This is a genomic window from Hamadaea sp., from assembly GCF_013362815.1.
Classification (GTDB): Bacteria; Actinomycetota; Actinomycetes; order Mycobacteriales; family Micromonosporaceae; genus Hamadaea.
In genome coordinates this window covers 47,270-72,284 of the sequence record NZ_JABFVK010000043.1, presented here as the reverse complement: position 1 = coordinate 72,284, position 25,015 = coordinate 47,270, and the positions used below count along the sequence as shown (strand labels likewise).

Annotated in this window: 26 protein-coding genes and 1 tRNA gene; 19 read left to right on the top strand and 8 right to left on the bottom strand. The window is 68.9% G+C overall.

Translation table 11 applies throughout. The features are described from left to right. Positions 1 to 28: 28 nt before the first annotated feature. Positions 29 to 556, bottom strand: a complete 528-nt coding sequence (locus HOV77_RS20535; RefSeq protein WP_290864060.1) for a hypothetical protein — start codon at positions 554 to 556, stop codon at positions 29 to 31. Between the two features lie 96 nt (positions 557 to 652). Between HOV77_RS20535 and HOV77_RS20530 the strand changes: the two genes are divergently transcribed. Beyond that, entirely contained in the window at positions 653 to 1,045 is a 393-nt protein-coding gene (locus tag HOV77_RS20530) for a YbaB/EbfC family nucleoid-associated protein (RefSeq protein WP_290864059.1), read from the top strand. Between the two features lie 18 nt (positions 1,046 to 1,063). Here the strand turns inward: HOV77_RS20530 and HOV77_RS20525 are convergent, their stop codons facing one another. Continuing rightward, a complete protein-coding gene (locus HOV77_RS20525; RefSeq protein ID WP_290864058.1) occupies positions 1,064 to 1,927 on the bottom strand; it encodes a GNAT family N-acetyltransferase in 864 nt (287 codons plus the stop codon). A 184-nt stretch (positions 1,928 to 2,111) separates the two neighbouring features. Between HOV77_RS20525 and pyk the strand changes: the two genes are divergently transcribed. Together pyk and HOV77_RS20515 are read left to right on the top strand one after the other, a co-directional pair. Further along, positions 2,112 to 3,548 (top strand): pyruvate kinase, encoded by a 1,437-nt coding sequence (pyk, locus tag HOV77_RS20520; RefSeq protein ID WP_290864057.1) that lies wholly within the window; start codon positions 2,112 to 2,114, stop codon positions 3,546 to 3,548. Beyond that, a complete protein-coding gene (locus tag HOV77_RS20515) occupies positions 3,545 to 4,432 on the top strand; it encodes an acyl-CoA thioesterase II (RefSeq protein WP_290864056.1) in 888 nt (295 codons plus the stop codon). The genes pyk and HOV77_RS20515 overlap by 4 nt, the downstream gene beginning before the upstream one ends. Before the next feature lie 335 nt (positions 4,433 to 4,767). On the opposite strand, the gene HOV77_RS20510 is transcribed toward HOV77_RS20515, so the two are convergent. Further along, the gene (locus HOV77_RS20510) at positions 4,768 to 5,406 is read right to left on the bottom strand and encodes a hypothetical protein (RefSeq protein ID WP_290864055.1); all 639 of its coding nucleotides are present in this window, start codon (positions 5,404 to 5,406) and stop codon (positions 4,768 to 4,770) included. A gap of 51 nt (positions 5,407 to 5,457) precedes the next feature. Next, a complete protein-coding gene (locus HOV77_RS20505) occupies positions 5,458 to 6,363 on the bottom strand; it encodes a sulfite exporter TauE/SafE family protein (protein WP_290864054.1) in 906 nt (301 codons plus the stop codon). Between the two features lie 98 nt (positions 6,364 to 6,461). Here HOV77_RS20505 and HOV77_RS20500 point away from each other — a divergent pair, with 98 nt between their 5' ends. The 7 genes from HOV77_RS20500 to HOV77_RS20470 all read left to right on the top strand — a co-directional run bounded on the left by HOV77_RS20500 (position 6,462) and on the right by HOV77_RS20470 (position 12,518). After that, positions 6,462 to 6,899 carry an Rrf2 family transcriptional regulator gene (locus tag HOV77_RS20500; RefSeq protein WP_290864053.1) on the top strand — a complete coding sequence of 146 codons (438 nt, stop codon included), beginning with the start codon at positions 6,462 to 6,464 and terminating at the stop codon, positions 6,897 to 6,899. 317 nt (positions 6,900 to 7,216) lie between these two features. Further along, complete coding sequence (locus HOV77_RS20495) at positions 7,217 to 8,281, top strand: sulfate ABC transporter substrate-binding protein (RefSeq protein ID WP_290864052.1); 1,065 nt, start codon at positions 7,217 to 7,219, stop codon at positions 8,279 to 8,281. Beyond that, positions 8,281 to 9,126, top strand: coding sequence for a sulfate ABC transporter permease subunit CysT (gene cysT / locus HOV77_RS20490; protein ID WP_290864051.1), 846 nt, complete (start codon positions 8,281 to 8,283; stop codon positions 9,124 to 9,126). Before HOV77_RS20495 ends, cysT begins: the two co-directional genes overlap by 1 nt. Beyond that, positions 9,119 to 9,907 carry a sulfate ABC transporter permease subunit gene (locus tag HOV77_RS20485; RefSeq protein ID WP_290864050.1) on the top strand — a complete coding sequence of 263 codons (789 nt, stop codon included), beginning with the start codon at positions 9,119 to 9,121 and terminating at the stop codon, positions 9,905 to 9,907. The genes cysT and HOV77_RS20485 overlap by 8 nt, the downstream gene beginning before the upstream one ends. Continuing rightward, positions 9,907 to 10,872: a TOBE-like domain-containing protein gene (locus tag HOV77_RS20480; protein ID WP_290864049.1), complete on the top strand. Its 966-nt coding sequence runs from the start codon at positions 9,907 to 9,909 to the stop codon at positions 10,870 to 10,872. The genes HOV77_RS20485 and HOV77_RS20480 overlap by 1 nt, the downstream gene beginning before the upstream one ends. Positions 10,873 to 10,889: 17 nt before the next feature. Continuing rightward, positions 10,890 to 11,270: an Rrf2 family transcriptional regulator gene (locus HOV77_RS20475; protein WP_290864048.1), complete on the top strand. Its 381-nt coding sequence runs from the start codon at positions 10,890 to 10,892 to the stop codon at positions 11,268 to 11,270. Positions 11,271 to 11,282: 12 nt separating this feature from the next. Further along, entirely contained in the window at positions 11,283 to 12,518 is a 1,236-nt protein-coding gene (locus HOV77_RS20470; RefSeq protein ID WP_290864047.1) for an APC family permease, read from the top strand. A gap of 98 nt (positions 12,519 to 12,616) precedes the next feature. Here HOV77_RS20470 and HOV77_RS20465 read toward each other — a convergent pair whose 3' ends face one another. The 3 genes from HOV77_RS20465 to HOV77_RS20455 form a co-directional block, all read right to left on the bottom strand. Beyond that, positions 12,617 to 14,317, bottom strand: a complete 1,701-nt coding sequence (locus HOV77_RS20465) for a proline--tRNA ligase (RefSeq protein ID WP_290864046.1) — start codon at positions 14,315 to 14,317, stop codon at positions 12,617 to 12,619. Between the two features lie 46 nt (positions 14,318 to 14,363). Beyond that, entirely contained in the window at positions 14,364 to 15,125 is a 762-nt protein-coding gene (locus HOV77_RS20460; RefSeq protein WP_290864045.1) for an LAGLIDADG family homing endonuclease, read from the bottom strand. A gap of 32 nt (positions 15,126 to 15,157) precedes the next feature. Then, positions 15,158 to 15,241 (bottom strand) — tRNA-Leu (locus tag HOV77_RS20455). Positions 15,242 to 15,312: 71 nt separating this feature from the next. Here HOV77_RS20455 and HOV77_RS20450 point away from each other — a divergent pair. The 9 genes from HOV77_RS20450 (at position 15,313) to HOV77_RS20410 (ending at position 24,226) form a co-directional block, all read left to right on the top strand. Continuing rightward, on the top strand, positions 15,313 to 15,915 hold the full coding sequence (locus tag HOV77_RS20450; protein WP_290864044.1) for a response regulator: 603 nt from the start codon (positions 15,313 to 15,315) through the stop codon (positions 15,913 to 15,915). A gap of 300 nt (positions 15,916 to 16,215) precedes the next feature. Beyond that, the gene (locus HOV77_RS20445) at positions 16,216 to 17,481 is read left to right on the top strand and encodes a branched-chain amino acid ABC transporter substrate-binding protein (protein WP_290864043.1); all 1,266 of its coding nucleotides are present in this window, start codon (positions 16,216 to 16,218) and stop codon (positions 17,479 to 17,481) included. Between the two features lie 133 nt (positions 17,482 to 17,614). Continuing rightward, complete coding sequence (locus tag HOV77_RS20440) at positions 17,615 to 18,679, top strand: branched-chain amino acid ABC transporter permease (protein ID WP_290864042.1); 1,065 nt, start codon at positions 17,615 to 17,617, stop codon at positions 18,677 to 18,679. Positions 18,680 to 18,681: 2 nt separating this feature from the next. Then, positions 18,682 to 19,950, top strand: coding sequence for a branched-chain amino acid ABC transporter permease (locus HOV77_RS20435; protein WP_290864041.1), 1,269 nt, complete (start codon positions 18,682 to 18,684; stop codon positions 19,948 to 19,950). Further along, on the top strand, positions 19,947 to 20,786 hold the full coding sequence (locus HOV77_RS20430; RefSeq protein WP_290864040.1) for an ABC transporter ATP-binding protein: 840 nt from the start codon (positions 19,947 to 19,949) through the stop codon (positions 20,784 to 20,786). The genes HOV77_RS20435 and HOV77_RS20430 overlap by 4 nt, the downstream gene beginning before the upstream one ends. Positions 20,787 to 20,788: 2 nt before the next feature. Beyond that, positions 20,789 to 21,493: an ABC transporter ATP-binding protein gene (locus HOV77_RS20425; protein ID WP_290864231.1), complete on the top strand. Its 705-nt coding sequence runs from the start codon at positions 20,789 to 20,791 to the stop codon at positions 21,491 to 21,493. Between the two features lie 128 nt (positions 21,494 to 21,621). Continuing rightward, on the top strand, positions 21,622 to 22,512 hold the full coding sequence (locus tag HOV77_RS20420) for an ABC transporter substrate-binding protein (RefSeq protein WP_290864039.1): 891 nt from the start codon (positions 21,622 to 21,624) through the stop codon (positions 22,510 to 22,512). Further along, positions 22,461 to 23,444 (top strand): amino acid ABC transporter permease, encoded by a 984-nt coding sequence (locus HOV77_RS20415; protein ID WP_290864038.1) that lies wholly within the window; start codon positions 22,461 to 22,463, stop codon positions 23,442 to 23,444. The genes HOV77_RS20420 and HOV77_RS20415 overlap by 52 nt, the downstream gene beginning before the upstream one ends. A 29-nt stretch (positions 23,445 to 23,473) precedes the next feature. Further along, a complete protein-coding gene (locus tag HOV77_RS20410; protein ID WP_290864229.1) occupies positions 23,474 to 24,226 on the top strand; it encodes an amino acid ABC transporter ATP-binding protein in 753 nt (250 codons plus the stop codon). Here HOV77_RS20410 and HOV77_RS20405 read toward each other — a convergent pair. Continuing rightward, a complete protein-coding gene (locus HOV77_RS20405) occupies positions 24,223 to 24,984 on the bottom strand; it encodes a hypothetical protein (RefSeq protein WP_290864037.1) in 762 nt (253 codons plus the stop codon). The two genes, HOV77_RS20410 and HOV77_RS20405, sit on opposite strands and share 4 nt — an antisense overlap. Between the last annotated feature and the right edge of the window lie 31 nt (positions 24,985 to 25,015).

The window sequence follows — 25,015 nt, the reverse complement described above, 5'->3', positions numbered from 1 at the left end:
CCCCATGGAACCCCGTCGGCGGTGCGCGTCAGCCTCCCAGTGCGCGCAGCACGACGGACGATTGTTTCTTCAGCAGATTGACGACGCCGGTGGAGCCGTCGGCGTAACGCAGCTCCAGGCGCCCTCGCCGCATCAGGCCTTTGGGCGCCGGCCGCGCGCCCACGACCGCGGTCCGCGGCAGCGAGCCGACCAGGTCGAACTTGTAACTGCCGGGGCCGAGCAGCTCACCGCGCGCGATGATCACGCGCCGGTCGGTGAGCACCAGCTTGGCCCAGCTGGCCTCGTGGATCAGGTCGTGCAAGGTATGCGCCAGCGAGTTCGGCGGGCCGGTGACCGAGCGGCCCCAGAGCGCGCGCCGCATCAGCTGAGTGTTCTCGCCGACCAGCCCGAGGGTGAGCAGCCGCACGACGAAGTTGCCGAGCTCCGGGCCGACCCGGACCGGCCCGGTCGCGCCGGGATCGGAGGACGTGATGATCGCGGCCACCGACAGCTCCTCGCCCGGAGCGAGGATCGGCGCCACGTCACGGGCCATCGTCGCGGTGATGTCGTCGGGCACATCGGGAATCTTGGCATGGTTCGGCCCGGGTGGCTATGGTGCCTGCGCGCCCTGTGGATAACTTGCGGGGAGTCGGCTACGACCGGGGAGGCGGCTATGGCTGGACTGAACAATCTGGATGGACTCGCCCACTACGCGATGGACCAGGTGGACCGGCTGCGCCGGGCCCAGGAGCGGCTCGAGCACGCCAGCGCCGAGGGGCGGTCGCAGGACGGGCTCGTCGTCGCGCGTACAGGGGCCGGCGGGATGCTGCGGGAGCTGCGGATCGACGAGTCGGCCCTGCGTGGCGGAGCCGAGCAGGTGTCGCGGTCGGTCACCGCGGCGATCACGGCCGCTCAAGCGGCGTACAACGAGCAGGCCGACGAGATCATGGGCGGCGAGATGGGCATGCGGCCCAGCGAGTCGAGCAGCGAGTTCGACCGGGGGATCGCCCGCATCGACGACCTGACCGACCAGCTCGAATCGCTGACCCGGCGGATGGAGCACTGAACCGGCTCACCGGCGGCGTCAGGATCCGTGTCTCGGCGGCGTGAGCGTGTGCTCGTACCCGATCAGTTCGAACCCGGCCGCCCGGTATGCGCCGACGGCCGGTTCGAGGTCGGCCGGTGGCAGCACGGCGACCGCGCTCGCACCCAGCCTGCGCAGCTCCTCGGCTGCGGCCAGGACGACGGCCCGCCCGTAACCCCGGCGACGGTAGTCGGGATGGGTGCCGACCGGTTCGAGCACGGCGCAGCGGCCCGGCCCGGCGAACCAGCCGATCGCTGCGGCCGCCGCCGTCCCGCCCGGCGTACGCACGAGGACGTCGACGGCGTACTGCCCGGCCGGGGAGGAGTGCAGTTGCCGCCAGCGGGCCACGGTGAACGTCGAACGGGAGAACGCCGCGCGTTGCACATCCACTCGCGCGGCGGCGTCCGCCTCGCCGACCAGGGCGTACGGGAGATCCACCTCGATCGGGCCGGACAGCGGCAGCACGAGGTGCGCATCCGGCGCCCCGGCGGTCCAGCCGGACTTCACCAGCGCGGTCCACAGACCCGACTCGGCCGTCACCCCCACCGGCGTTCCGTCGGTACGCACCGCGTCTGCCAGGGCGACCAGCACCTCCGGGTCCTCCTCCGCTCGCGGTGCCAGGCTGATCCGGCGTAACTCGGGGTCCGACAACTCCACCGCGACCGGACCGGTGGCGTCCGACCAGACTGCGAGCGCGGCGCGCACTCGCTCCTCGTCGAAGCGCAGGAACCAGCCGACGTCACCGGCGTGCAGGCTGCCGTTGGATCGGCCGGGGGCAGCCCAGGCCCGCAGCGCGTCGAGAGCCAGCCCGGCGTCGGCACGGCCCAAGGCGTACCGGGTGAGCGGAGTGCGGAGGGGGATCATGCCGCCGACGCTAGAAGGCCGCGGCAACGGGCCGCATGCGAATATTCGGGCACACCGTCCGGTTAGCCGTCCCCGGACGAACGGTTAGGCGTAGCGGACAACTAAGAATCCCGCAGGTGAACCAGCGTTAAAGGGCCCATCCCGGCTTCGTGGTTCGCCGGGTTGAGGGCTAGGCTCAGTCAACGTGACACGCCGCGCGAAAATCGTCTGCACCCTCGGCCCTGCGACCAGTAGCCCCGAGCGGCTCAAGGGCCTCATCGACGCGGGCATGAACGTCGCCCGCCTCAACTTCAGCCACGGCGACCACGCCGACCACGAGGCCGTCTACGAGCAGGTACGCCGCCAGGCGCGGGCGGCCGGCGCGGCGGTGGCCATCCTCGCCGACCTCCAGGGCCCGAAGATCCGGCTCGGCCGGTTCGTCGACGGCCCGCACGAGTGGCGTACCGGTGACACGGTCACGATCACCAGTGAGGAGATCGAAGGGACCGCCGACCGCGTCTCGTGCACCTACAAGAAGCTGCCCGAGGAGGTACGCCCCGGCGACAAGCTGCTCATCGACGACGGCAAGGTGGCCGTCGAGGTGATCGCCGTGGACGGGCCGGACATCAAGTGCCGGGTCGTCGAGGGCGGCATGGTCTCGAACAACAAGGGCGTCTCGCTGCCGAACGTGGCGATCAGCGTACCGGCGCTGTCCGACAAGGACACCGAGGACCTGCGGTTCGCGCTCCAGCTCGGCGTCGACTGGATCGCGTTGTCGTTCGTACGCTCGCCCGAGGACATCAAGCTCGTCCACCAGATCATGGCGGAGGAGAACATCCACCGGCCGGTCATCGCGAAGGTGGAGAAGCCGGAGGCGGTCGCCAACCTCGAGGCGATCGTCGACGCGTTCGACGGCGTGATGGTGGCGCGCGGCGATCTCGGCGTGGAGATGCCGCTCGACCAGGTTCCGCTGGTGCAGAAGAAGGCCGTTCAGCTGTGCCGGGAGTTCGCCAAGCCGGTCATCGTGGCGACGCAGATGCTCGACTCGATGATCGAGAACTCGCGCCCGACCCGCGCGGAGGCCAGTGACGTCGCCAACGCCGTCCTCGACGGTGCGGACGCGGTGATGCTCTCCGGCGAGACCAGCGTCGGCAAGTATCCGGTGCTCACCGTCAGCACCATGGCCAAGATCATCACGACCACCGAGTCCGGTCAGGTCGGCGTGCCCCGGTTGCAGCACGACCCCCGTACGCGGGGTGGAGCGCTCACCGTGGCGGCGTCCAACATCGCCACCGCCGTCGGCGCGCGGGCGCTGGTCGCGTTCACGCAGACCGGCGACACCGTACGCCGTCTCGCCCGGCTCCACTGCACGCTGCCGCTGCTGGCGTTCACGCCGGAGGAGCACGTACGCAACCAGATGGCGCTGTCCTGGGGTGTCGAGACGTTCCTGGTGCCGTTCGTGCACCACACCGACGACATGTTCCGTCAGGTCGACCAGGCGCTGCTGGGCCTCGGCCGGGCCAAGCCGGGCGACATCGTCGTGATCGTGGCGGGCAGCCCGCCCGGCACCCCCGGTTCCACCAACACCCTCCGGGTGCACGAGCTGGGCTCCCTCACGCCCGCGCTGGCCGGTTACCGGTGACCTCGGACGCCGACGGCGGCCCGCTCGTCGGGCAGGCCGCCGTCGACGACCTGATCCGGCTGCTCGACCTGGAGCACCTGGACGAACTGCGGTTCCGGGGGCACAGCACGTCGCAGCTCCCGATGCGCGTCTACGGCGGGCAGGTCGCCGCGCAGGCGCTGGCCGCCGCCGGGCGTACGGTCGATCCGAGTCGGCACGTCCATTCGCTGCACGGCTACTTCGTCCGCCCCGGCGACCCACAAGAGCCGATCGACTACGCCGTCGAGGTCATCCGCGACGGGCGGTCGTTCTCCGTACGCCGCTCGGTGGCGCTGCAAGGCGGTAAGCCGATCTTCCTGATGTCGGCCTCGTTCCAGATCGAGGAACAGGGCCTGGACCATCACGCTCCGGGCCCGTCGGACGTGCCCGGCCCGGACGAGCTGCCGACCATGCTCGATCGCCTGGCCAAGTACCCCGAGCGCGTCGCAATCTGGTCGCAGATCCCGCGCCCGCTCGACGTCCGCTACGTCGGCGAGCCCGGCTGGGTCCGCCCCGGCGACCGCACGCCCGACCCTCACCAGCGGGTCTGGATGCGCATCGACGGCAAACTCCCGGCCGATCCGCTCGTGCACGCGTGCGCGCTGACCTACGCGTCCGATCTCACGCTGCTCGATTCCGTGCTCTCCTACCACGGCGAGGTCTGGGGTCCGGGCGGCGTCATCGGCGCCAGCCTCGACCACGCGCTGTGGTTCCACCGCCCGTTCCGCGCCGACGAGTGGTTCCTCTACGACTCGTGGTCGCCGTCCGCGTCCGGCGCGCGTGGGCTGGCCACCGGCCGGATGCTCGACGCCTCGGGCCGCCACATCGCGACCGCCGTCCAAGAAGGACTGCTCCGCAAGGTCTGACGCTCGCGTTTCGCTCTACGCGCGTCGGCTCTACGCGCGTCGGTTCTGCGCGGGGCCGCTTTTCTGCGAGGCTCGCGCGCCAACGCAAGGTTGTCGGATTCCGACGATCATCGCGCCGGGCCAGGCGGGTGCATCGCGCGGGGCACGGGTGAATAGCGCCAGGCCGGGTGGAAACGCGCCGGGCACGGGCTTATGAACGAGGTCCCGGGTTCGCCGGGCGCCAGATCGTCGCTCCCGCCGGGCACCGGCCGCGCCGGGACGGCCGCCGAAGCAGATCCGAGCCGTCGCCCGGCCCGGCCTGCCAGGTCCGCGGGCTGACGCCGCCCGGTCCGCGCTCAGGCGGCTCGACGCGTACTCGCCTCGCGCTCCGCCTGTCGAGCCTTGACGGCCTGCACGCCTTCGGTCCACGTCGGATCGTCAGGGACGTCCGTGCGGGCGGCGAAGAAGGTCTCCGTTTCGTCAGCCACGATGAGCCTGTTCATCCGGTAGAGCACGTAGAACAGGATGATCGGCGGCGTGAAGAGGAGCCAGTCGATTCCCGGCAACTTGAGCAGCGGCTCGATGGCCGCCTCCGGCGTTCCCGCACTGGTCCCGCTGAGTAGTAGCAGTCCGTTGGGTGACGAGATCATGAGGACTGCCTGCCCGATGAGCATGAGTACCCACAGCGACCAGAGCAGAAGACGAGTACCCCACCACCGGCGGCTAAGAATCGCGGCGGTGGGCAGCATCAGCATTCCGACTGCGCCGACGCCGGCGACCGTGTGAGCCAAATCCTGGAGGGCGTTGGAGAATCCCTCCGCAGACGTTAATTCGTATGGGAATCGATCCAGGAGGAGCTGCGTGGCCGCATCGGCGTTGGCGGCGGCGTGTGCCGCCTCGAGGAGACCGACGACGAACATCACCGCGCTCAATGCGCTACCGCAGAGGAGGACGCGGACGAGGCGGCGGACGGAGTCGGGAAGATCGCGATGCACGACGCGGGATCGTATCTGCTCCGGTGCCTGAGTGCGGACCCAAGAGCGCGCCTAGGACCCGACCGCCTCGAGCTCCAACTGTTCGGACGACGCCGGCTGCTTTGTGCGTACTCGTCGGTGGATGCGGAGGGCGATCGCGATCGCGCCGAACCACACGAGCCCGAGCAGCGGATAGAGCCAGCGGCCCACGGAGCTTTCGAGTTCGAACGCGCGCAGCAGCGTGCGGGTGTTGGTGAGGATGATGAGCCCGCCGACCGCGGCCCCGATCACCTGAGCCGGAACCGCGCGGACCAGCCAGGCGGCCAGCGGAGCTCCGACGACTCCGCCCGCGAGCAGCGCGATCACGGTGGGCAACACGAATCCGGACGTGCCGAGACCGACCAGGAACCCGGCGCTGGCGGCCGCCGCGACCAGGAACTCCGCGGTGTTGACCGAGCCGATCACCTTGCGGGGCTCCATGCGGCCCGAGGCCAGCAGCGTCGGCGTGGCGATCGGGCCCCAGCCGCCTCCACCCGTGGCGTCGACGAATCCCGCGACCAGCCCGAGAGGCGCGAGAAATCTCGTACGCACCGGGCGCGGCTGAGCCGGGCGCAGCGGCCGGGTGAACCGGGTGACGAGGAAGACGCCCAGCGCGAGGAGTACGCCTGACGTCCACGGCGCGGCGGCCGACGTCGAGATGGCGCTCAGCAGAGTCGCGCCGAGGAACGAGCCGACCGCGCCGGGGACCGCGATGCGCGTGACGACCCGCCAGTCGACGTTGCCGAATCGCCAGTGCGCGACTCCGGAGGCCAGCGTCGTGCCGATCTCGGAAAGGTGGACCGACGCGCTGGCGGAGGCGGGTGCCACCCCGGCGAGCAGCAACAACGTCGTCGACGTGACGCCGTACGCCATGCCGAGCGCGCCGTCGACGAGCTGGGCCGCCAGACCGACGAGGGCGAGCAGGACGAGCCGCGTCATGGGTCACCTCCAATTCCGGTCGAGAAGATTTAACCTATCGGCTTAGTAGGGTAATGGCAATCGCCTGGCCGGAGGCGCGAAGTGTGATACTGGTTCACATGCGCCTCTCCGCTCGCGTCGACTATGCGATCCGCGCCGTCATCGAACTGGCGACGATCGAACCTGTCGTGGCGGGGAAACCTCCGGCCGAGTTCCCGATCACCTCGGAGCGGATCGCGAAAGCGCAGGAGATCCCGCCGAAGTTCCTGGAAAGCATCCTGCTCCAGCTGCGGCGCGGGGGAGTGGTGAACGCCCAGCGCGGTCCCGAGGGCGGATACTGGCTCGCCCGGCCGGCCGACCAGATCAGCCTCGCCCAGGTCATCGAGATCATCGACGGGCCGCTGTCGCAGGTTCGCGGGCACGTTCCCGCCGAGCTCGACTACCAGGGGCCGGCGCGTACGCTCCAGGAAGTCTGGGTCGCCGTCGAGGCTCAGGAGCGGCGGATGCTTGAGCAGGTCACCTTCGCTCACCTTGCTAGTGGGCAGTTGCCCTTCTGACGCCCCTTCGTGCGTCATGCGGGGCGCTCCTTGCGCGTTGTGCGGGGGCGCTCCTTGCGCGTTATGCGGGATAACGTCCCTTAAATCGCGCGGATAAGCGCGTTATCCCGGGATAACGCGCCGCGTCCGCGCTGATAGCGCGCCGGTCCGCGTGGTCCGCACGGATAACGCGCCAGTCCGCGCCAGCCCGCCCCGGCGCGCGGCCGCCTGGCGAGCGTCGATGAACGGGTGACGGGGGTCACCCGAAAGTGCCTCTTCCCATCGGACCGCGCCTCGTGGCAAACTCAAAACCCATTAAGTCAGTAGGAAAACTATGGATGATGGGATTTGTAGGGATGGTCACCAGAAGGATTCTCGCCGGGCTCGCCGCGACCGCACTGGCGACGGCAGCACTCGCGGCGTGCGGCGACTCCGATTCCGGGTCCGGTTCGGGCGACAAGGCGGAGGTGACGCTGTCGCTGGTGGCGTACTCGACTCCGCAGGCGGCTTATGAGGCGCTCATCAAGGCCTTCCAGAAGACCGATGCCGGGAAGAACATCAAGTTCAAGACGTCGTTCGGAGCCTCCGGCGATCAGAGCCGGGCGGTCGCGGCCGGGTTGAAGGCCGACGTCGTGGCGCTGTCCCTGGAACCCGACCTCACCCGGCTCGTCACCGCCGGCCTCGTCGCCGAGGACTGGAACAGCGGCCCGACCAAGGGCTTCATCACCGATTCCGTCGTCGTCATCGCCACCCGCAAGGGCAACCCCAAGGGCCTCAAGACCTGGGACGACCTGATCAAGCCGGGCGTCGAGGTGATCACCCCGAACCCGTTCACCTCCGGCGGCGCGCGGTGGAACATCCTGGCGGCGTACGGGGCCAAGGCTGATGTGGGCAAGGACAAGGCGGCCGGGTTGGCGTACATCGACAGCCTGATCGGCAACGTCCCCGTGCAGGACGCCTCGGCCCGCGCTTCGCTGCAGACCTTCACCGGGGGCAAGGGCGACGCCATCCTGTCCTACGAGAACGAGGCGATCTTCGCCCAGCAGCACAACCAGGAGCTCGACTACACGGTTCCGGACTCGACCATCCTGATCGAGAACCCGATCGCGGTCACGAAGAACTCCGAGCACCCGGCCGAGGCGAAGGCGTTCCTCGACTTCCTCTACTCCGAGGCCGGACAGAAGATCTTCGCGCAGAACGGCTACCGCCCCACCGTTTCCGGGGTGAACACGGGCGTCACCTTCCCGACGCCGTCGGGCCTGTTCACCATCAAGGACCTGGGCGGCTGGTCGGCCGTGAACAAGGAGTTCTTCGACGCCAAGACCGGCTCGATCGCCCTCATCGAGGCCAAGCACGGCGTGGCGACCGTCGCGGCCAGCCCGAGCGCGAGCCCGAGCAAGTGATGTCCACCCCGGTTCTGACCCAGGCCGGCGCACCCACGGGTGTGCCGGCCTCGGCCCGTCGCCGACCGCGGGTGGGTCCCGGCCTCGGCCTGGGTCTCGCGGTGCTCTACCTCAGCCTGATCGTGCTCTTCCCGCTCACGGTGGTCGCGTGGAAGGGCGTCGAGGGCGGCGCCGGCGCGTTCTGGTCGGCGGTGACTACACCCGACTCGTGGGCGGCGCTGAAGCTGACCCTGGGGGCGTCGGCGCTGGTCGCCGTCATCAACGTGGTCATGGGTACGCTCATCGCCTGGGTTCTCGTCCGCGACCGGTTCCCCGGCAAGGCGCTCGTCGACACCCTGATCGACCTGCCGTTCGCGCTGCCCACCATCGTCGCCGGGCTCGTCCTGCTCGTGTTGTACGGGGTGAAGAGCCCACTGCACTTGAATCTGGCGTACACCCGGGCCGGAGTGGTCATCGCGCTGCTGTTCGTCACCCTGCCGTTCGTCGTACGCACGGTGCAGCCCGTTCTGCAGGAACTGGATCGCGACATGGAGCAGGCGGCGTTCTCCCTCGGGGCCGGGCCCTGGCTCACCTTCCGCCGGATCATCCTGCCCAACCTGGTCCCGGCCATGGTCTCGGGTGCGGGACTGGCCTTCACACGCGCGATCGCGGAGTTCGGCTCGACCGTGCTGCTGTCGGGCAACCTGCCGTTCAAGACGCAGGTCGCCGCGGTCAACATCTTCGGCCGCATCGAAAGCGACGACACCGCGTCGGCCGCCGCCGTCTCCACCGCGCTGCTGATCGTCGCGTTCGCCGTCCTCATCGGACTGGATCTCGTCCAGCGCTGGGGGTCTCGCCGTGGCTAAGTACCTGCTTCGCGCGATCGCGTTGCTCTACCTGCTGTTCCTGCTGATCCTGCCGGTGGGACTGATCGTCTGGCAGACCTTCGGCGACGGGCTGCAGAACGTGATCGACGCGCTGACCAGCGAAGAAGCGATCCACGCCTTCCAGGTGACCCTTCAGGTGGCGATCTGGGCGGTCGTGCTCAACACCGTCTTCGGCGTCGGCGTCGCACTGCTGCTGACCCGGACGAACTTTCCCGGCAAGCGGCTGCTCAACGCGTTGATCGACCTGCCGCTGGCGGTCTCCCCGGTCGTCGTCGGCCTCGCGCTGATCCTGGCGTACGGGCGCTATTCCACAGTGGGCGGCTGGCTGGAGAACGCCGGCATCCAGGTGATCTTCTCGATCCCGGGCATGGTCCTGGCCACCGTCTTCGTCTCGCTGCCACTGGTCGTCCGGGCGATCGTCCCCGTGCTCGAAGAGATGGGCGACGACCAGGAACAGGCCGCCCGGACCCTCGGCGCGGGCGGCTGGCAGACGTTCCGCCGCATCACGCTGCCGGGCATCCGCAGCGCGCTCGGCTACGGCATCGTGCTCTGCCTGGCCCGTGCCCTCGGCGAGTACGGCGCGGTGGCGGTCGTCTCCGGCAAGGTCGTCGGCGAGACCCAGACCCTGACGCTGTTCGTCGAAGAGCGCTACCTCAACTACGAGGTTCCGGCGGCGTTCGCCGCGGCGACTGTGCTGGCCCTGCTCGCCGTCGGCTCCCTTCTTCTGACCACCCTCCTGCGCCCCAAGGACGGCAACTGATGGCCATCGAAGTACGCGGCGTCTCCAAGTCGTTCGGCCGTACCCCGGTCCTCAAGGACGTCTCGGTCGACATCGTCTCCGGCTCGCTCACCGCGCTGCTCGGCCCGAGCGGTGGCGGCAAGTCGACGCTGCTCCGGGTGATCGCCGGGCTTGAGGTCCCGGACGCCGGCAACGTGCTCATCTCCGGCGTCGACGCCACCCGGTTGTCCCCGCAACGCCGCAACGTCGGCTTCGTGTTCCAGCACTACGCGGCGTTCAAGCACTTGAGCGTACGCCGGAACGTCGCGTTCGGACTGGAGATCCGGAAGCGGCCGAAGGCCGAGATCCGGGCCCGGGTCGACGAGCTGCTGCAGCTGGTCCACCTGGAGCAGTTCGCCGACCGGTATCCGGCGCAGCTGTCCGGCGGCCAGCGGCAGCGCATGGCACTGGCCCGCGCGCTCGCGGTGGAACCGCAGGTGCTGCTGCTCGACGAGCCGTTCGGCGCGCTCGACGCCCAGGTACGCAAAGAGCTCCGCACCTGGCTCCGGCGGCTCCACGACGAAGTGCACGTGACGACGGTGTTCGTGACCCACGATCAGGAGGAGGCGATGGATGTCGCCGACGAGATCGTGGTGCTCGCCGACGGGGAGGTGAAGCAGGCGGGGCGGCCGCAGGATCTCTACGACAACCCGGCCAGCCCGTTCGTCATGAGCTTCCTCGGCCCGGTGACCGAACTCGGCGGCCGCCTGGTCCGGCCGCACGACATCGACGTCACCGCCGAATCTGTCGAGGGTTCGACGGCAGCTGTCGTCAACCGCGTGGTGCACCTGGGATTCGAGGTACGCGTAGAGCTGACCGCCGGCGACCGCGACGTCTGGGCGCAGATCACCCGGGGCGCAGCGGGCCGGCTGGGCCTCCAACCCGGCGACACCGTCCACCTCAGACCCGTCCCGGCGGCGAAGTCGCTGGCGGCCGCCGACGCATGATCCGCCCGGCGCAGCCCGTGCCGGCGCGCATCGTGTACGCCGTGCGGGCGGCGGCCGCGCTGGCCGCCGCCGCGCCGGCCACGATCAAGGCGCAGGCTCTGGCGGAGGCGCACGACATTCCGCTCGCGTACCTGTATGAGCTGCTCACGGCGCTGCGCCGGGCCGGCTTGGTGCACACCCAACGGGGCTCGGACGGCGGCTACGGGCTGCACCGGCCGCCCGACCAGGTGACCCTGGGCGACATCGTGCGGGCACTGGACGGGCCGGCGGCGTACGCGGCGACCCCGGTAGCCGCCTCGACAGTGGACGAGCGGCTGTATCAGCTCTGGCGGAGCGCCGATCACGCGACCATGCGGGTCCTCGACGAGGTCACCCTGGCTGATCTTCCCGGCGGCTGACACAATCTCGGCGTGGAACGGTTGGCTCGGCGGCTCGGTCCGGTCGACGCGGTCGTCATCGGCCTCGGGTCGATGATCGGGGCCGGTGTCTTCGCCGCGTTCGCCCCGGCCGCCCGGGCGGCGGGGAGCCTGCTGCTCGCCGGGTTGGCCGTGGCCGCGGTCGTGGCGTACTGCAACGCGACCGCCTCCGCCCAGCTCGCCGCGCAGTATCCGACCTCGGGTGGCACCTACGTCTACGGCCGCGAACGGCTCGGCGAATGGTGGGGCTACGTCGCCGGCTGGGGGTTCGTCGTCGGCAAGACCGCCTCCTGCGCGGCCATGGCATTGACGTTCGCCGCCTACGCCGTACCCCCGGCCTGGCAGCGCCCGGCCGCCGTCGTGGCGGTGCTGGCGCTGGCCGCGGTCAACTACCGCGGCGTCACGCGTACCGCCCGGCTTGCAATGATCATCGTGGTCGCGGTCCTGGCCGTGCTCGCGGTCGTCGCGGCCGCGGGACTGCTCGGGCCCGCGGGCCCGGAAGCAGACGGCGGCGGCTCGGCCTACGGGGTTCTGCAATCGGCTGGTCTGCTGTTCTTCGCCTTCGCCGGGTACGCACGCATCGCGACCATGGGAGAAGAGGTACGCGAGCCGCAGCGCACGATTCCGCGGGCGATCCTCACCGCGCTGGCGCTCGCCGTCGCGGTGTACGCCGTGATCGGCGTCGCGTTGCTGCACGTCCTCGGGCCGCAGCGGCTCGCGTCGTCGACCGCGCCCCTGGCCGACGCCGTCCACGCGGCCGGCTGGGACTGGGCCGCCCCCGCCGTCCGGGCCGGAGCCGCCCTCGCGAGCCTGGGCGCGCTGCTGGCGCTGATCGCCGGGGTGGGGCGCACCGCGCTGGCCATGGCCCGCCACGACGACCTGCCCCGGTGGCTGTCGGCGGTGCATCCCCGGTACGCCGTCCCGCACCGCGCCGAGATCGCGCTGGCCGCGGTCGTCTGCGTTCTCGTGCTCACCGTCGACCTGCGGGGCGCGATCGGCTTCTCATCGTTCGGCGTCCTGGTGTACTACCTGATCGCCAACCTCGCCGCCTGGACCCAGACCGGCGGCGACCGGCGTTATCCCCGCGCTCTGCAGGCGCTCGGCGCGGCCGGGTGTGTGGCCCTGGTCGCCACGCTGCCCTGGCCTGCCGTCGTCGGCGGGCTCGCCGTCTTCGCCGTCGGGCTGCTCTACCGCGCGCTCCGCCTCCGCCTGTTTTCCGCGCGATCATGAACTAACCGGGGTGATCGATGGCGTTTCCGCAGGTCGGCAACCCCGCTCGCGGGTGATCGACTCCGCGAGCGGGTGATCAACGGGACGAGCCGGCCCGGTCAGGCGGGGCGGATCTCCTCGGCGAGGCGTACGGCGGCTTCACCGACCGGCACTTCGACGGTGTCGCCGGTCGACCGGCGGGTCACCTCGACGATGCCCCGGGCCAGCCCACGCGCGCCCACGGTCACCCGCAACGGGATGCCGACGAGCTCGGCGTCGCGGAACTTCACCCCGGGCCGTTCCTCGCGGTCGTCCCAGACGACTTCGACGCCGTTGTTGCCCAGCCGCTCATAGAGGTCGCGTGCAGCTTCCACCGTCGCCTCGTCCGTACCCAGCTGAACGATGACCACATGGAACGGGGCCACCGCCATCGGCCAGACGATGCCCCGGTCGTCGTGATGGGTCTCGACGATCGCAGCGATCGCGCGCTCCACCCCGATGCCGTACGAACCCATGATGGGCGCGACCCGGGAGCCGTCGGCGGTCAGCACGCTGACCCCCATCGACTCGCTGTACTTCCGGCCCAGTTTGAAGATGTGCCCGACCTCGACCGTCTTCGTCGCGTCCAGCGGGGTGGCACAGCGTACGCACGGCTCCCCGGCGACGACCTCCCGCAGGTCGGCCCAGCGCCCGACCACGATGTCGCGATCCACCTCGACACCGCGCAAGTGCACGTCGTCGGAGTTCGCGCCGGTCGCCATCCCGCGCCGTCCGCGCAACGCCTCGTCGGCGACGATCGGCAGCTCGGTGACCCCGACCGCGCCGAGACTGCCGGGCAGCGCACCGAGCGCCTGCCGGATCTCCTCCGGTTGAGCCGGCCGGATCGCGATCGCCCCGAGGGCGTCCACCAGCTTCTGCTCCACCAACGCGTGGTCGCCCCGCAGCAGCACCAGGGTCAGCTGATCGTCGACGACGTACACAAGGGTCTTGATCTGACGGTCGCCCGCGAACCCGTGGCCCACCGCGAGGTCTTCGATGGTGCGTACGCCGGGAGTGGCGAACCGCTCCGGCGCAGCCAGCAGATCCCGATCCTCGATCGGCGTGAGCGCCGCCTGTGCCGCCTCCACATTCGCCGCGTAACCGCAGCCAGGGCACACGATCGTGATGTCCTCGCCGGCCTCGGACGGGCACATGAACTCCCGGGAGTCGCTGCCGCCCATCGTCCCGTTCGACGCCTCGACCGCGACGACGGGAATCTCCAGCCGCCGGAAGATCCGCTGGTACGCCTCATAATGCCGGTCGAACGCGACGTCCAGCCCGGCTTCGTCCACATCGAACGTGTACGAATCCTTCATCGTGAACTCGCGTACGCGCATCAGACCGCTCTTCGGCCGGGGCTCGTCGCGGAACTTCGTCTGGAACTGATACCACGCCTGCGGAAGCTCCCGATAGGACCGCAACTCCGAAGCCACGGTCGCGAAGATCTCCTCGTGCGTCATCCCCAGCGCCAGGTCGGCCCCACGCCGGTCACGCAGCCGGAACATCTCCTGACCCATGACGTCCCAGCGCCCCGACTTGTGCCAGATCTCGGCCGGATGCATCGCCGGAAGCAGGAACTCCTGCGCCCCGATCCGATCCATCTCCGCCCGGATCACGGACATGACCTTCGCGCGTACGCGAATCGCCAACGGGAGAAGGCTGTAGTGCCCAGCCATCAACTGCCGGATGAACCCGGCGCGCAACAACAGCCGGTGACTCACCGCGTCGGCGTCCGCGGGATCCTGCCGCAAAGTAGGGACAAACATCTGTGACCAGCGCATAGCGGCCCAGCCTACCGGCCGCCCATCCGCCGGTCGCGCTGATTATTCAGCGCTTGGGGCCCACCTGCCGGTCCAGCATCTCCACGGCGGTACGCCGGGCGACGCTGAGCGAGTCCGGCCGCGCCATGCGCCAGTCGATCCCGAGGCGGTTCAGCGCCAGCTGACACAGCCGCATGATGTCGGCCGACTTGTTACTGAAGAAGTAGCGCGGGTACTCGTACACGCGGCCCTTCTTCGTGACCCGGTTGACCGCCCGGCAGCCGTCGGAATGGAACAGCCCGCGCAGGAAGCGACCCGCATGCTCGGCCACGATCTCCTCCTGCCACGGCTCGAGGACGATCGGGCGGTCGTGCTTCTTGCCTGGGCCGGCCTGCGGGAACAGACACGGCCAATGCTTCGCGTAGCTCTGGATGCCAGTGCAGCCCACCGACCGCACACGCTGCACCTTCCGGGCGAGCGTCGCTAACATCGCGGCTTCTGCCTCGACCATGATGCCGGGGTATTTGTCGTCACAAGCGATTCGCAGGACCGGCGTCTTCGCAGTCAGAGTCAGGTGACCGTCGCCGAGGTAGAGGCCCAGGAGATAGGCGTATGCCGCGGGATCGGGCGGCGGCTCGGGCGGGTCCTGACAGCGTGGGCAGGGGATCGTCGCCTGGGCCTCGAGATCGAGACGGCCGTTGCCGACGCACCAGTACCAGACGGTGTGGCGGGGGAGGGCCATGATCTTCGCCACGGAGGCGATACCGATCCCGGTCGCGTAGAGAGCACGAGCGCGGCGTCGCCGCTCGATGGGGTGCCGCTCAGCCATGCGGCAATTCTCGAACGCCAGTACGACATCGGTGCCGGGAACGGGATTCGAACCCGCACGTCCTTTCGGACAATGGATTTTGAGACCATCGCGTCAGCCAATTGCGCCATCCCGGCTCGGCTGGCTCACTGTACCCGACTAGGCTGCAACACTGAAACAGGGATAACAGCGTGTGGGGGTTGAGTCGGTGACCGAGGTGCAGGCGGCGCGCAAGCGGGTGCTGATCGCGGAGGACGAGGCGCTCATCCGGCTCGACCTCGCCGAGATGCTGGGCGAGGAGGGCTACGAGGTCGTCGGCGAGGCCGGTGACGGGGAGACCGCCGTACGCCTGGCCGAGGAGCTCAAGCCTGATCTGTGCATCTTCGACATCAAGATGCCGATCATGGACGGGCTGGCGGCGGCGGAGAAGGTGGCCGGCGCGCGGCTGGCTCCGGTGATCATTCTGACGGCGTTCAGCCAGCGGGACCTCGTCGAGCGGGCGCGGGCGGCCGGTGCCATGGCGTACCTGGTGAAGCCCTTCCAGAAGTCGGACCTGGTGCCGGCGATCGAGATCGCGTTGTCGCGGCACGCCGAGGTGGCGGCGCTGGAGGCCGAGGTCGCGGGGCTGACCGACCGGCTGGAGACCCGTAAGGCGGTGGAGCGCGCGAAGGGCGCGCTGATGACGCAGTACGGGATGACCGAGCCGCAGTCGTTCAAGTGGATCCAGCGGACGGCGATGGATCATCGGATGACGATGCGTGAGGTCGCCGAGCGGATCATCGAGGAAGCGGCGGCGGAAGCGGCCGAATAGACACCGCAAAGATCATGCCCGCAGGTCTCTGACCTGCGGGTTTTTGCTTTCATCTATTAAGTCGACCAGGTTTCGGTCATGTGATCGCATCGCCTTGGCCACCGTTGGGTTACGGGTTGGTCGCCAATGTCGGCGTGTGAGCGTCCCAAGCCTTGACATGGCTCCCGGCGAACACCTACGTTCGCGCCACCGGTGTCGCGCGTCACAGCCATGACCACGGAATTGGCTGTTGCGCCGGACATCCGACGTCTGCGGGTCGCCCGCAAGGCGGACATGGGTTGAGGAGTCGAGAGGAATAGGATGAACAGGCGCATCAAGGCACTCACAGTGCTGGCCGCCGCTGCCGCCACCGCGGTCGCGGCGACGGCGTGTGACAGCTCGGGCGGCGACAACGGCGGCTCGGGCGTAACCGAGGTCGTCGTCGGCGTCGACCTCCCCTTCCAGGGTTCGTCGAAGGACGCCTCCGACTCGACCTGGAACGCGATGTCGCTCTACCTCGAGCAGGCGGGCAACAAGGCCGGCAAGTACAAGGTCACGCTCAAGAAGTACGACGACTCCACCGCGGCGGCGGGCAAGTGGGACGCGGCGCAGTGCACCAAGAACGCCAACGACCACGTGGCCAACACCAACGAGGTCGCCGTCATGGGCACCTACAACTCCGGCTGCGCCCAGCTCCAGATCCCGGTGCTGAACCAGGACCCGAGCGGCCCGATGCTGATGGTCTCGCACGCGAACACCAACCCGGGTCTCACCAAGGCGTGGGACGCGAACGAGCCGCAGAAGTGGTACCCGACCAACAAGCGCAACTACGCGCGGGTGGTCACCACTGACGACTACCAGGGCAAGGCCGCCGCGCAGATGGCGATCAAGGACCTGGGTGTGAAGAACTGCCTCGTCCTCGACGACACCGAGACCTACGGCAAGGGCGTCGCCAAGCAGTTCGCCGAAGAGGCCACCAAGCAGGGCATCAAGGTGACCCAGCAGGGGTGGGACTCGAAGGCGACGAACTACAACGCGCTGTTCAACAAGGCCAAGACCGACGGCGTCGACTGTGTCTTCACCGGTGGCGTGTTCGACAACAACGGCGGCCAGCTGGTCAAGGACAAGGTCAAGATCCTGGGCGACAACCAGAAGGTCAAGCTGATCGGCCCGGACGGCATGGTCGGCTACCCGGAGTTCGACAAGATGCCCGAGGCTGAGGGCTCGTTCCAGACCTTCCCGGGCCTGGGCCTGTCGGACCTGTCGAAGTCCGCGGTCACCGGCAAGTTCCTGGCCGACTACAAGACCAAGTTCGGCGCCGACCCGGCCAGCCCGTACGCCCTGTACGGCGTCCAGGCGCTCCAGGTGATCCTGGCGGCGATCGAGAAGTCCGACGGCACGCGTAAGAGCGTCACCGAGCAGGTGCTCGGCGGCGGCGCCGGCATCACGATCCCGGCTTCGACCGCGATCCTGGGCAAGGACATCAAGATCGACCCGGCTTCCGGTGACGTCAACGCGATCGACATGACGATCCAGACCATCACCGGCGGCAAGGAGACCACCGTCAAGGCCTGGCCGGTTTCCTGATCAGGTAGGCACGGCATCTGACGGATGTGCTGGGGAGGGAGCCGATGCGGCCCGGCGTCGCACGGCTCCCTCCGCGCATCCGGGGCATGTCGTCCCACGACGGACACACCGACCGGCCCTTCCAAGGAGCACCATGGCACAGTCCACGACAGCTGCCGCACGCTTGCCCCGAACGCGACTGAACCTCTCCGCGTACGGCGAGCGAATCGCCGGCTTCACGATCCTCGCCGCCGTCGCGGCCTGGCTCGCGATCAACTTCATTGACAATCCGCAGCAGTTCATGACCGCATCGGTCATCGGCATCAGCAACGGCGCGCTCTACGCGCTGATCGCGCTGGGCTATTCGCTCGTCTACGGCATCATCGAGCTGATCAACTTCGCTCACGGCGATCTGTTCATGCTCGGCACGCTGTTGAGCGCGACCGTCGTCGCGGCTGCGTTCAACCTCTTCAACGAGCCGGTCGGCATGGGCGCGCTCGGCTGGCTGGTGTTCGCGGGGACGCTTGTGCTGGCGGCGGCGTTCTGCGCCTCGATCAACGTGACGATCGAGTTCCTGGCATACCGGCGGCTGCGGCACGCGCCCAAGCTGGCGCCGTTGATCACGGCGGTCGGCATGAGCTTCATCCTGCAGTTCATCGGCCTGAAGTGGAACGGCTCCGGCCAGAAGGACCAGCCGAGCGTGCTGCCGCAGGGTTCCATCGATCTCGGCGGCGTCCAGATCGACACCAACTTCTTCGTGGTGCTGGCGGTCGTCATTCCGGTTCTGGTCCTGATGACCTGGATCGTGACGAAGACCCGGGCCGGCAAGGCGATGCGGGCCACCGCTCAGGACCCGGATGCGGCCCGGCTGATGGGCGTCAACGTGAACCGGATCATCTCCTTCACCTTCGCCATGGGTGGTGCGCTGGCGGGCATCGCCGGTCTGATGTACGAGCAGGTCGTCACGACGACCCGGTACGACCTCGGTCTGCAGCTCGGCCTGATCGCGTTCACGGCCGCGGTGCTCGGCGGTATCGGCAGCCTGCCCGGTGCTGTGCTGGGCGGCGTGCTGATCGGCCTGATCCAGGGCCTGAACGAAGGCGTCAAATACGGTGCCGGGCAGCGGTGGACCCAGAGCGTCGTCTTCTCGATCCTCATCCTGATGCTCGTCTTCCGGCCGGCCGGCCTGCTGGGCAAGGCCACAAGGGAGAAGGTGTGACCATGAGCCAGCCGACTATCGCGGTTCCGACGCCCAAGCGGCCGCAGGGCGTCGATCGGACCCAATTGAGGTGGCCGCTCGGCTTCACCGTCGCCGCCGTCGTGGTGGTGGTCTTCTACGGATTCATTCTTCCGTTCCTCGTGCCCGGAGTACGCGGATGGGTGCAGGACTGGCTGCCCATCAGCGAGATCAACGTCGCGCTGATCTGGGCGATGAGCGCCCTGGGCCTGAACATCGTGGTCGGCTACGCCGGTCTGCTCGACCTGGGATACGTCGCCTTCTGGGCGCTGGGCGGCTACACCACCGCCTGGCTGATGTCCGACTTCGGCTTCGGCGGGAAGGTGAACTTCAACATCTTCGGCAGTCCCGGGGCGGCCAGCACCACCGGCATCCATCTCAACCTCGTCCTGGTGTTCCTCGCCGCAGCCGGGGTCTGCGCCTTGTTCGGCGTGATCATCGGCGCTCCGACACTGCGATTGCGCAGCGACTATCTGGCGCTGGTGACGCTCGGCTTCGGTGAGATCATCCCGCAGATCTTCCGCAACGGCGACGAGGACGGCCTCGGGTTCAACCTCACCAACGCCACCCTCGGCATCGGGCCCATCGACTCGATGACCTTCGTCCGGATCAACCGGGGTGACGTGGTCGTCGGCAAGCTCAACGTCTTCGACCACGTCGGGCGGTTCATCCTCTTCTCGCTGCTGACCGCGCTGATCATCTTCGTCTCGCTGCGGCTGCGGCAGGGCCGGCTCGGCCGGGCCTGGCTGGCCATCCGCGAGGATGAGCTGGCGGCGAGCGCGATGGGCGTGCCGTTGATGCGGGCGAAGCTGGCGGCGTACGCCGTCGGTGCGATCGCGGGCGGGATCGGCGGTGTCGCGTACGCGCTGCACCTGGGCCGGATGCTGCCCGACCCGTTCACCTTCGCGGTGTCGATCACGCTGCTGGCGATGGTGGTGCTGGGCGGCATGGGCAACGTCTGGGGCGTACTGCTCGGGGCGCTCATGATCTCCTGGTTCAACTCCACGGGTCTGCCGCAGATCGGCGACTCGTTCAACTCCGCCTTCGGCACGAACGTCAACTTCCCGTCGTTCAACTTCTTGATCTTCGGTGGCGTCCTCGTGCTGATGATGCTGTTCCGGCGCGAAGGACTGCTGCCCGAGTCGCGTACGCGGCTGGTGCTGCACGAGGGCGAGGCGGGCGACACTCAGGCGGAGGAGCCGGAGCAGGAGCTGGTCGACGAGACCACGGTCAAGTCGGGAGACGTCAAGTGAGCGAGAACCCGACGACGGTGGGTCAGCCGGCGCTCCAGGCCGACGACATCTCCGTCATCTTCGGCGGTCTGGTGGCCGTCAACAAGGTCAGCTTCACCGTGCCCGAGCAGAGCATCGTGAGCCTGATCGGCCCGAACGGCGCCGGGAAGACCACCTTCTTCAACGTGCTCACCGGGTTGTATCCGGCCGAGCGCGGCGGCCAGGTGGCTCTCGGCGGGCGGGATGTGACCGGCCTCGCTCCGCACAAGATCGCGTCGCTCGGCCTGGCCCGGACGTTCCAGAACATCCGCCTGTTCAACCTGATGACGGCGGAGGAGAACGTCAAGGTCGCGATGCACTCGCACCTGAAGGCCGGCGTCTTCGGCACCGTCATCCGAGCGCCCTGGCAGCGCCGGGAGGAGCGGGAGGCGCACGACTTCGCCCTGGAGCTGCTCAAGTTCGTGGGCATCGGCAAGTCGGCCTACGAGTACGCGCGGAACCTGTCCTACGGCGATCAGCGGCGGCTGGAGGTGGCCCGCGCGCTGGCGCTCAAGCCGAAGGTGCTGCTGCTCGACGAGCCGACGGCCGGGATGAACCCGCGCGAGTCGGCGGAGTTCGTGGACTTCGTCCACCGCGTACGCGACGAGCGGAAGGTGTCGGTGCTGCTCATCGAGCACGACATGAGCGTCGTCATGCGGGTCTCGGAGCGGATCACGGTGCTCGACCGGGGCGAGAAGATCGCCGAGGGCACCGCCGACGAGGTACGCACCAACCCCCGGGTCGTCGAGGCGTACCTGGGCAGCGCGGCGAACGACAACCACGTGACCATCGACGACGGTGAGGAGGCCGGGTCGTGACGATGCTGGACGTGAGCGGCATCTCCGTCTACTACGGCAACATCGCCGCCGTGAAGGATCTGTCGCTCCAGGTGAACCAGGGTGAGATCGTCACCCTGATCGGCTCCAACGGTGCGGGGAAGTCCACCACGTTGCGGACGATCTCCGGGCTGCTCAAGCCGCGCTCGGGGCACATCGTGTTCGACGGTCGCAAGATCGAGGGGATTCCGGCGCACGACATCGTGCGGCTGGGTCTGGCGCAGTCGCCCGAGGGACGGCGGATCTTCCCCCGGATGAGCGTCGCGGAGAACCTCGACCTGGGTGCGTACCTCCGCAATGACAAGGCGGGGATCGCCGAGGACCAGGAGCGGATGCTCGAGCTGTTCCCGCGTCTGCGGGAGCGGATCGCGCAGAAGGCCGGCACCCTGTCCGGCGGTGAGCAGCAGATGCTGGCCGTCGCGCGGGCACTGATGGCGCGGCCGAAGCTGCTGCTGCTCGACGAGCCGTCGATGGGTCTGGCCCCGGTGCTGGTGGACGTCATCTTCGCGACCATCAAGCGGATCCGCGAGACGGGCACCACGGTGCTCGTCGTCGAGCAGAACGCGCGGGCCGCGTTGAGCGTCGCCGACCGGGCGTACGTGCTCGAGTCGGGGAGCATCAAGCTCAGCGGGCCGGCTCGGGAGCTGCGCAACGACCCCGAGATCGCGAAGGCATACCTGGGCGGCTAGCCGTCCAGGTCCAGCCGGCTCAGCTGGGCGGCTAGCGGTACCAACCAGATCAGGGTTCTATGTCGAATCTTGCCCCAAGATTCGACATAGAACCCTGATCTTGCCCTAACGGGGCGTAACCTACCTTCGTGCGAATTGTCCAGTTTGTGGCGGCTATCCTGCTCGTCGCCGGCGGAGCCACGGCGTGTTCGAGCGACGACAACGGCGGCGACGACGGCGGCGCGAAGCCCCTGCCGAGCGTGAGCGCCGACGCGTCGCTGGCGGCGAAGGTGCCCGCGGCGATCAAGTCCGACGGGAAGATCACCGTCGGCACGGAGGCGACATACGCCCCGGCGGAGTTCCTCGACGCCGACGGCAAGACGGTCATCGGGTTCGACATCGACCTGTTCAAGGCGGTCGCGGCGCGACTTGGACTGACGGCCGAGTTCCAGCAGAGCACCTTCGGCGCGATCATCCCCGGTGTCGGCACGGGAAAGTACGAGGCCGGCGTCTCGGCGTTCACCATCAACAAAGAACGCCTGCAGCAGGCCAACATGACGAGCTACTTCAGCGCCGGTACGCAGTGGGCGGTGAAGAAGGGCAACCCGCAGGGCGTCTCGATCGACGAGCCGTGTGGCAAGCGCATCGCCGTGCAGAAGGACACCGTTCAGGTCGACGACATCACCGTACGGTCGACGGGGTGCACGTCGGCGGGGAAGACCGCGGTGACGATCAACCCGTACCCGGGTCAGGATGCGGTGGCCAACTCGGTTGCGTCCGGCAAGGACGACGCGATGCTGGCCGACTCCCCGGTCACGGCGTACGCCGTCAAGCAGTCCAACGGTGAGCTCGAGACGCTGGGCGACATCTACGATTCCGCGCCGTACGGGTATGTGACGGCGAAGGCGCAGACGGAGTTCGCCGAGGCGCTCCGCGCGGCCGTCCAGTCGCTCATCGACGACGGCAGCTACCTGCAGATCCTCCAGGCGTGGGGGGTCGAGAGCGGCGCGATCAAGACTTCGGCGGTCAATCCGTCGTGACCGGCCAGCCGGAACCGCTGAAGGCGGTGCCGGTCCGGCACCCGGGCCGGTGGGTGGCGGTCGCGGTGATCGTCGTGCTCGCCGCCATGTTCGCCCACCTGCTCCTGACGAACGACGCGTTCCACTGGTCGTTCATGTTCCGCAACATGTTCACCCCGGCGGTGCTGCGGGGTGTGCAGGGCACGCTGCTCATGACGGTGCTCGCGATGTTCTTCGGCATCGCGCTGGGCATCGGCGTGGCGATCGCCCGGCTGTCGCCCAACCCGGTGCTCCGCGGAGTGGCCTGGGTTTACACCTGGGTCTTCCGCGCGGTGCCCCGGCTGGTGCTGCTGGCACTGCTGGGCAATCTGAACATCCTGTGGCCGCAGATCTCGTTCGGCGTCCCGTTCGACACCTACATCGGCAAGATCTTCGGTATCACCGACCTGCATCTGCGGGTGTTCGAGGGGCAGACCCGCAATCTGCTGACCGGGTTCGTCGCCGGCCTCATCGGCCTGGCGCTGTCGGAGGCGGCGTACATGGCCGAGATCGTGCGGGCCGGCATGCAGTCGATCGACCCCGGTCAGGAGGAGGCGGCGACCGCGCTCGGCATGCGGCGTTCGCAGACGCTGCGCCGGATCGTGCTGCCGCAGGCGATGCGCGTCATCATCCCGCCGACCGGCAACGAGACCATCGCGATGCTCAAGGACACCTCGCTGCTGATCTACGTGCCGGTCACCGCCGAACTGTTCTTCCAGCTCTCGGCGGTCGGCAGCCGCACGTTCCTGCCGTTCCCGATGTACGTCGCGGCCAGTCTCTGGTACCTCGCGATGGTCAGTGTGCTGCTGGTCGGCCAGCACTTCCTCGAGCGCTACTTCGCCCGCGGCCACCGCACCGAACAGGCCCGCATCCGGCTCGCCGGCATCGCCGGAGAACAAGGCGGCACGCTGTGACCGTCCCGGACGCTCCGCCGCCACACGTCATGGTGCGCGCCGACCAGGTGCACAAGTACTTCGGGCGCCTGGAGGTCCTGCGCGGCATCGACCTCACGGTGAACGCCGGGCAGGTGTGCGTCCTGCTCGGCCCGTCGGGTTCCGGCAAGTCCACCTTCCTGCGCTGCATCAACCACCTGGAGAAGGTCACCAGCGGCCGGATCTGGGTGGCCGGCGACCTGATGGGCTACCGCCAGCGCGGCGACAAGCTCTACGAGCTGCGCGACAAGCAGATCGCCGCGCAACGCCGGGACATCGGCATGGTGTTCCAGCGGTTCAACCTGTTCCCGCACCTCACCGCCCTGCAGAACGTCATGGAGGCGCCGCTGCGGGTCAAGAGCGAGCCCCGCGAACAGGTCCGCGAGCAGGCCAAGGCGCTGCTCGATCGGGTCGGGCTGGCGGACAAGGCGGCGAGCTATCCCGCGCAGCTGTCCGGTGGCCAGCAGCAACGCGTCGCCATCGCGCGAGCCCTCGCGATGCGGCCCAAGCTCATGCTCTTCGACGAGCCCACCAGCGCGCTCGACCCGGAGCTGGTCGGCGAGGTGCTCGACGTCATGCAGGGCCTGGCCCGTGACGGGATGACCATGATCGTGGTCACGCACGAGATCGGGTTCGCCCGAGAGGTCGGCCACCAGGTGGTCTTCATGGACGCCGGGGTGGTGGTCGAGTCCGGCTCGCCACGCGAGGTCATCGACAATCCGCGCGAGGAGCGCACCCGCGCCTTCCTCGCGAAAGTCCTTTAACTCGCCGCGCAGGGCAGCGCCGCCAGGCCCGCGAGAAACTCCAGCCGCTCCGCCGGGCGCAAGGCCGTCCAAGGAGCTGCGGCTCCGCGGTTCGTCTCCTGCTCGATAGGGATACGCACAGCGGAGTGCACCGGCAACGTGGCCATGTCGGCGGCGGTTCGCCCGGCGGCCTGCCAGGCAGCGGCGTGCGCGTCTGCCCTGTGGTAGCGCAGCGTCCCCAACCGATTCAACAGTGTCACTCCGTTGCGCGTACTCGGATCAGGAACCGGAAGCATGGCGGACAGCGCGTGACCGTCGGCTGTGACCGCCCAGGTGGCCGGGTCGGACGCGACGGCGAGTGCGCGGCCGGCGAGTTCGGACAGGCGGGGGACCGGGAAGCCGACCCACAGTGTCGCCGTGACCTGCGTGTGCAGGTCGTAGAGCGCGGACAGGAACTCGCGGCCGCGGTCGGTGGCCCGGAACGTGCCGTCTTCGGCGATCGTCAGCATCCCGCGTTCGGCCTGCCCGGTGAGGATCTCGCGGGCCTTGGCCAGGTCGCCGTACCGGCGGACCGCGGCGAACTGACCGGGAGTGACCGATTCGCCCGCACCGAGCCGCGTCCGCAGGTCGATCAGGAAGCCGACGGCGGGCGGGCCGCCGAACGACTCGCTCAGCTCGCGGCCGCCCATCGACCTCGTGGCCAGCATCGTCTCGGCGAAGACCCGGTCGATAGCAGGCGCGATCAACGCGGCGTACGCAGCCGGTGCGAGTTCATCCACCGCGCGAGCGTAGGGTCTGTCTCCCGGATCT

Bases quoted from the DNA above. Each gene is read 5' to 3' on its own strand.
- HOV77_RS20425 (WP_290864231.1), top strand. From the start codon at position 20,789: ATGCTGGACGTGAGCGGCATCTCCGTCTACTACGGCAACATCGCCGCC.
- HOV77_RS20465 (WP_290864046.1), bottom strand. From the start codon at position 14,317: ATGCGCTGGTCACAGATGTTTGTCCCTACTTTGCGGCAGGATCCCGCG.
- HOV77_RS20505 (WP_290864054.1), bottom strand. From the start codon at position 6,363: ATGACGCGGCTCGTCCTGCTCGCCCTCGTCGGTCTGGCGGCCCAGCTC.
- HOV77_RS20435 (WP_290864041.1), top strand. From the start codon at position 18,682: ATGAGCCAGCCGACTATCGCGGTTCCGACGCCCAAGCGGCCGCAGGGC.
- HOV77_RS20525 (WP_290864058.1), bottom strand. From the start codon at position 1,927: ATGATCCCCCTCCGCACTCCGCTCACCCGGTACGCCTTGGGCCGTGCC.
- HOV77_RS20460 (WP_290864045.1), bottom strand. From the start codon at position 15,125: ATGGCTGAGCGGCACCCCATCGAGCGGCGACGCCGCGCTCGTGCTCTC.
- HOV77_RS20440 (WP_290864042.1), top strand. From the start codon at position 17,615: ATGGCACAGTCCACGACAGCTGCCGCACGCTTGCCCCGAACGCGACTG.
- HOV77_RS20495 (WP_290864052.1), top strand. From the start codon at position 7,217: ATGATGGGATTTGTAGGGATGGTCACCAGAAGGATTCTCGCCGGGCTC.
- HOV77_RS20445 (WP_290864043.1), top strand. From the start codon at position 16,216: ATGAACAGGCGCATCAAGGCACTCACAGTGCTGGCCGCCGCTGCCGCC.
- HOV77_RS20480 (WP_290864049.1), top strand. From the start codon at position 9,907: ATGGCCATCGAAGTACGCGGCGTCTCCAAGTCGTTCGGCCGTACCCCG.
- HOV77_RS20500 (WP_290864053.1), top strand. From the start codon at position 6,462: ATGCGCCTCTCCGCTCGCGTCGACTATGCGATCCGCGCCGTCATCGAA.
- HOV77_RS20410 (WP_290864229.1), top strand. From the start codon at position 23,474: ATGGTGCGCGCCGACCAGGTGCACAAGTACTTCGGGCGCCTGGAGGTC.
- HOV77_RS20530 (WP_290864059.1), top strand. From the start codon at position 653: ATGGCTGGACTGAACAATCTGGATGGACTCGCCCACTACGCGATGGAC.
- cysT (WP_290864051.1), top strand. From the start codon at position 8,281: ATGTCCACCCCGGTTCTGACCCAGGCCGGCGCACCCACGGGTGTGCCG.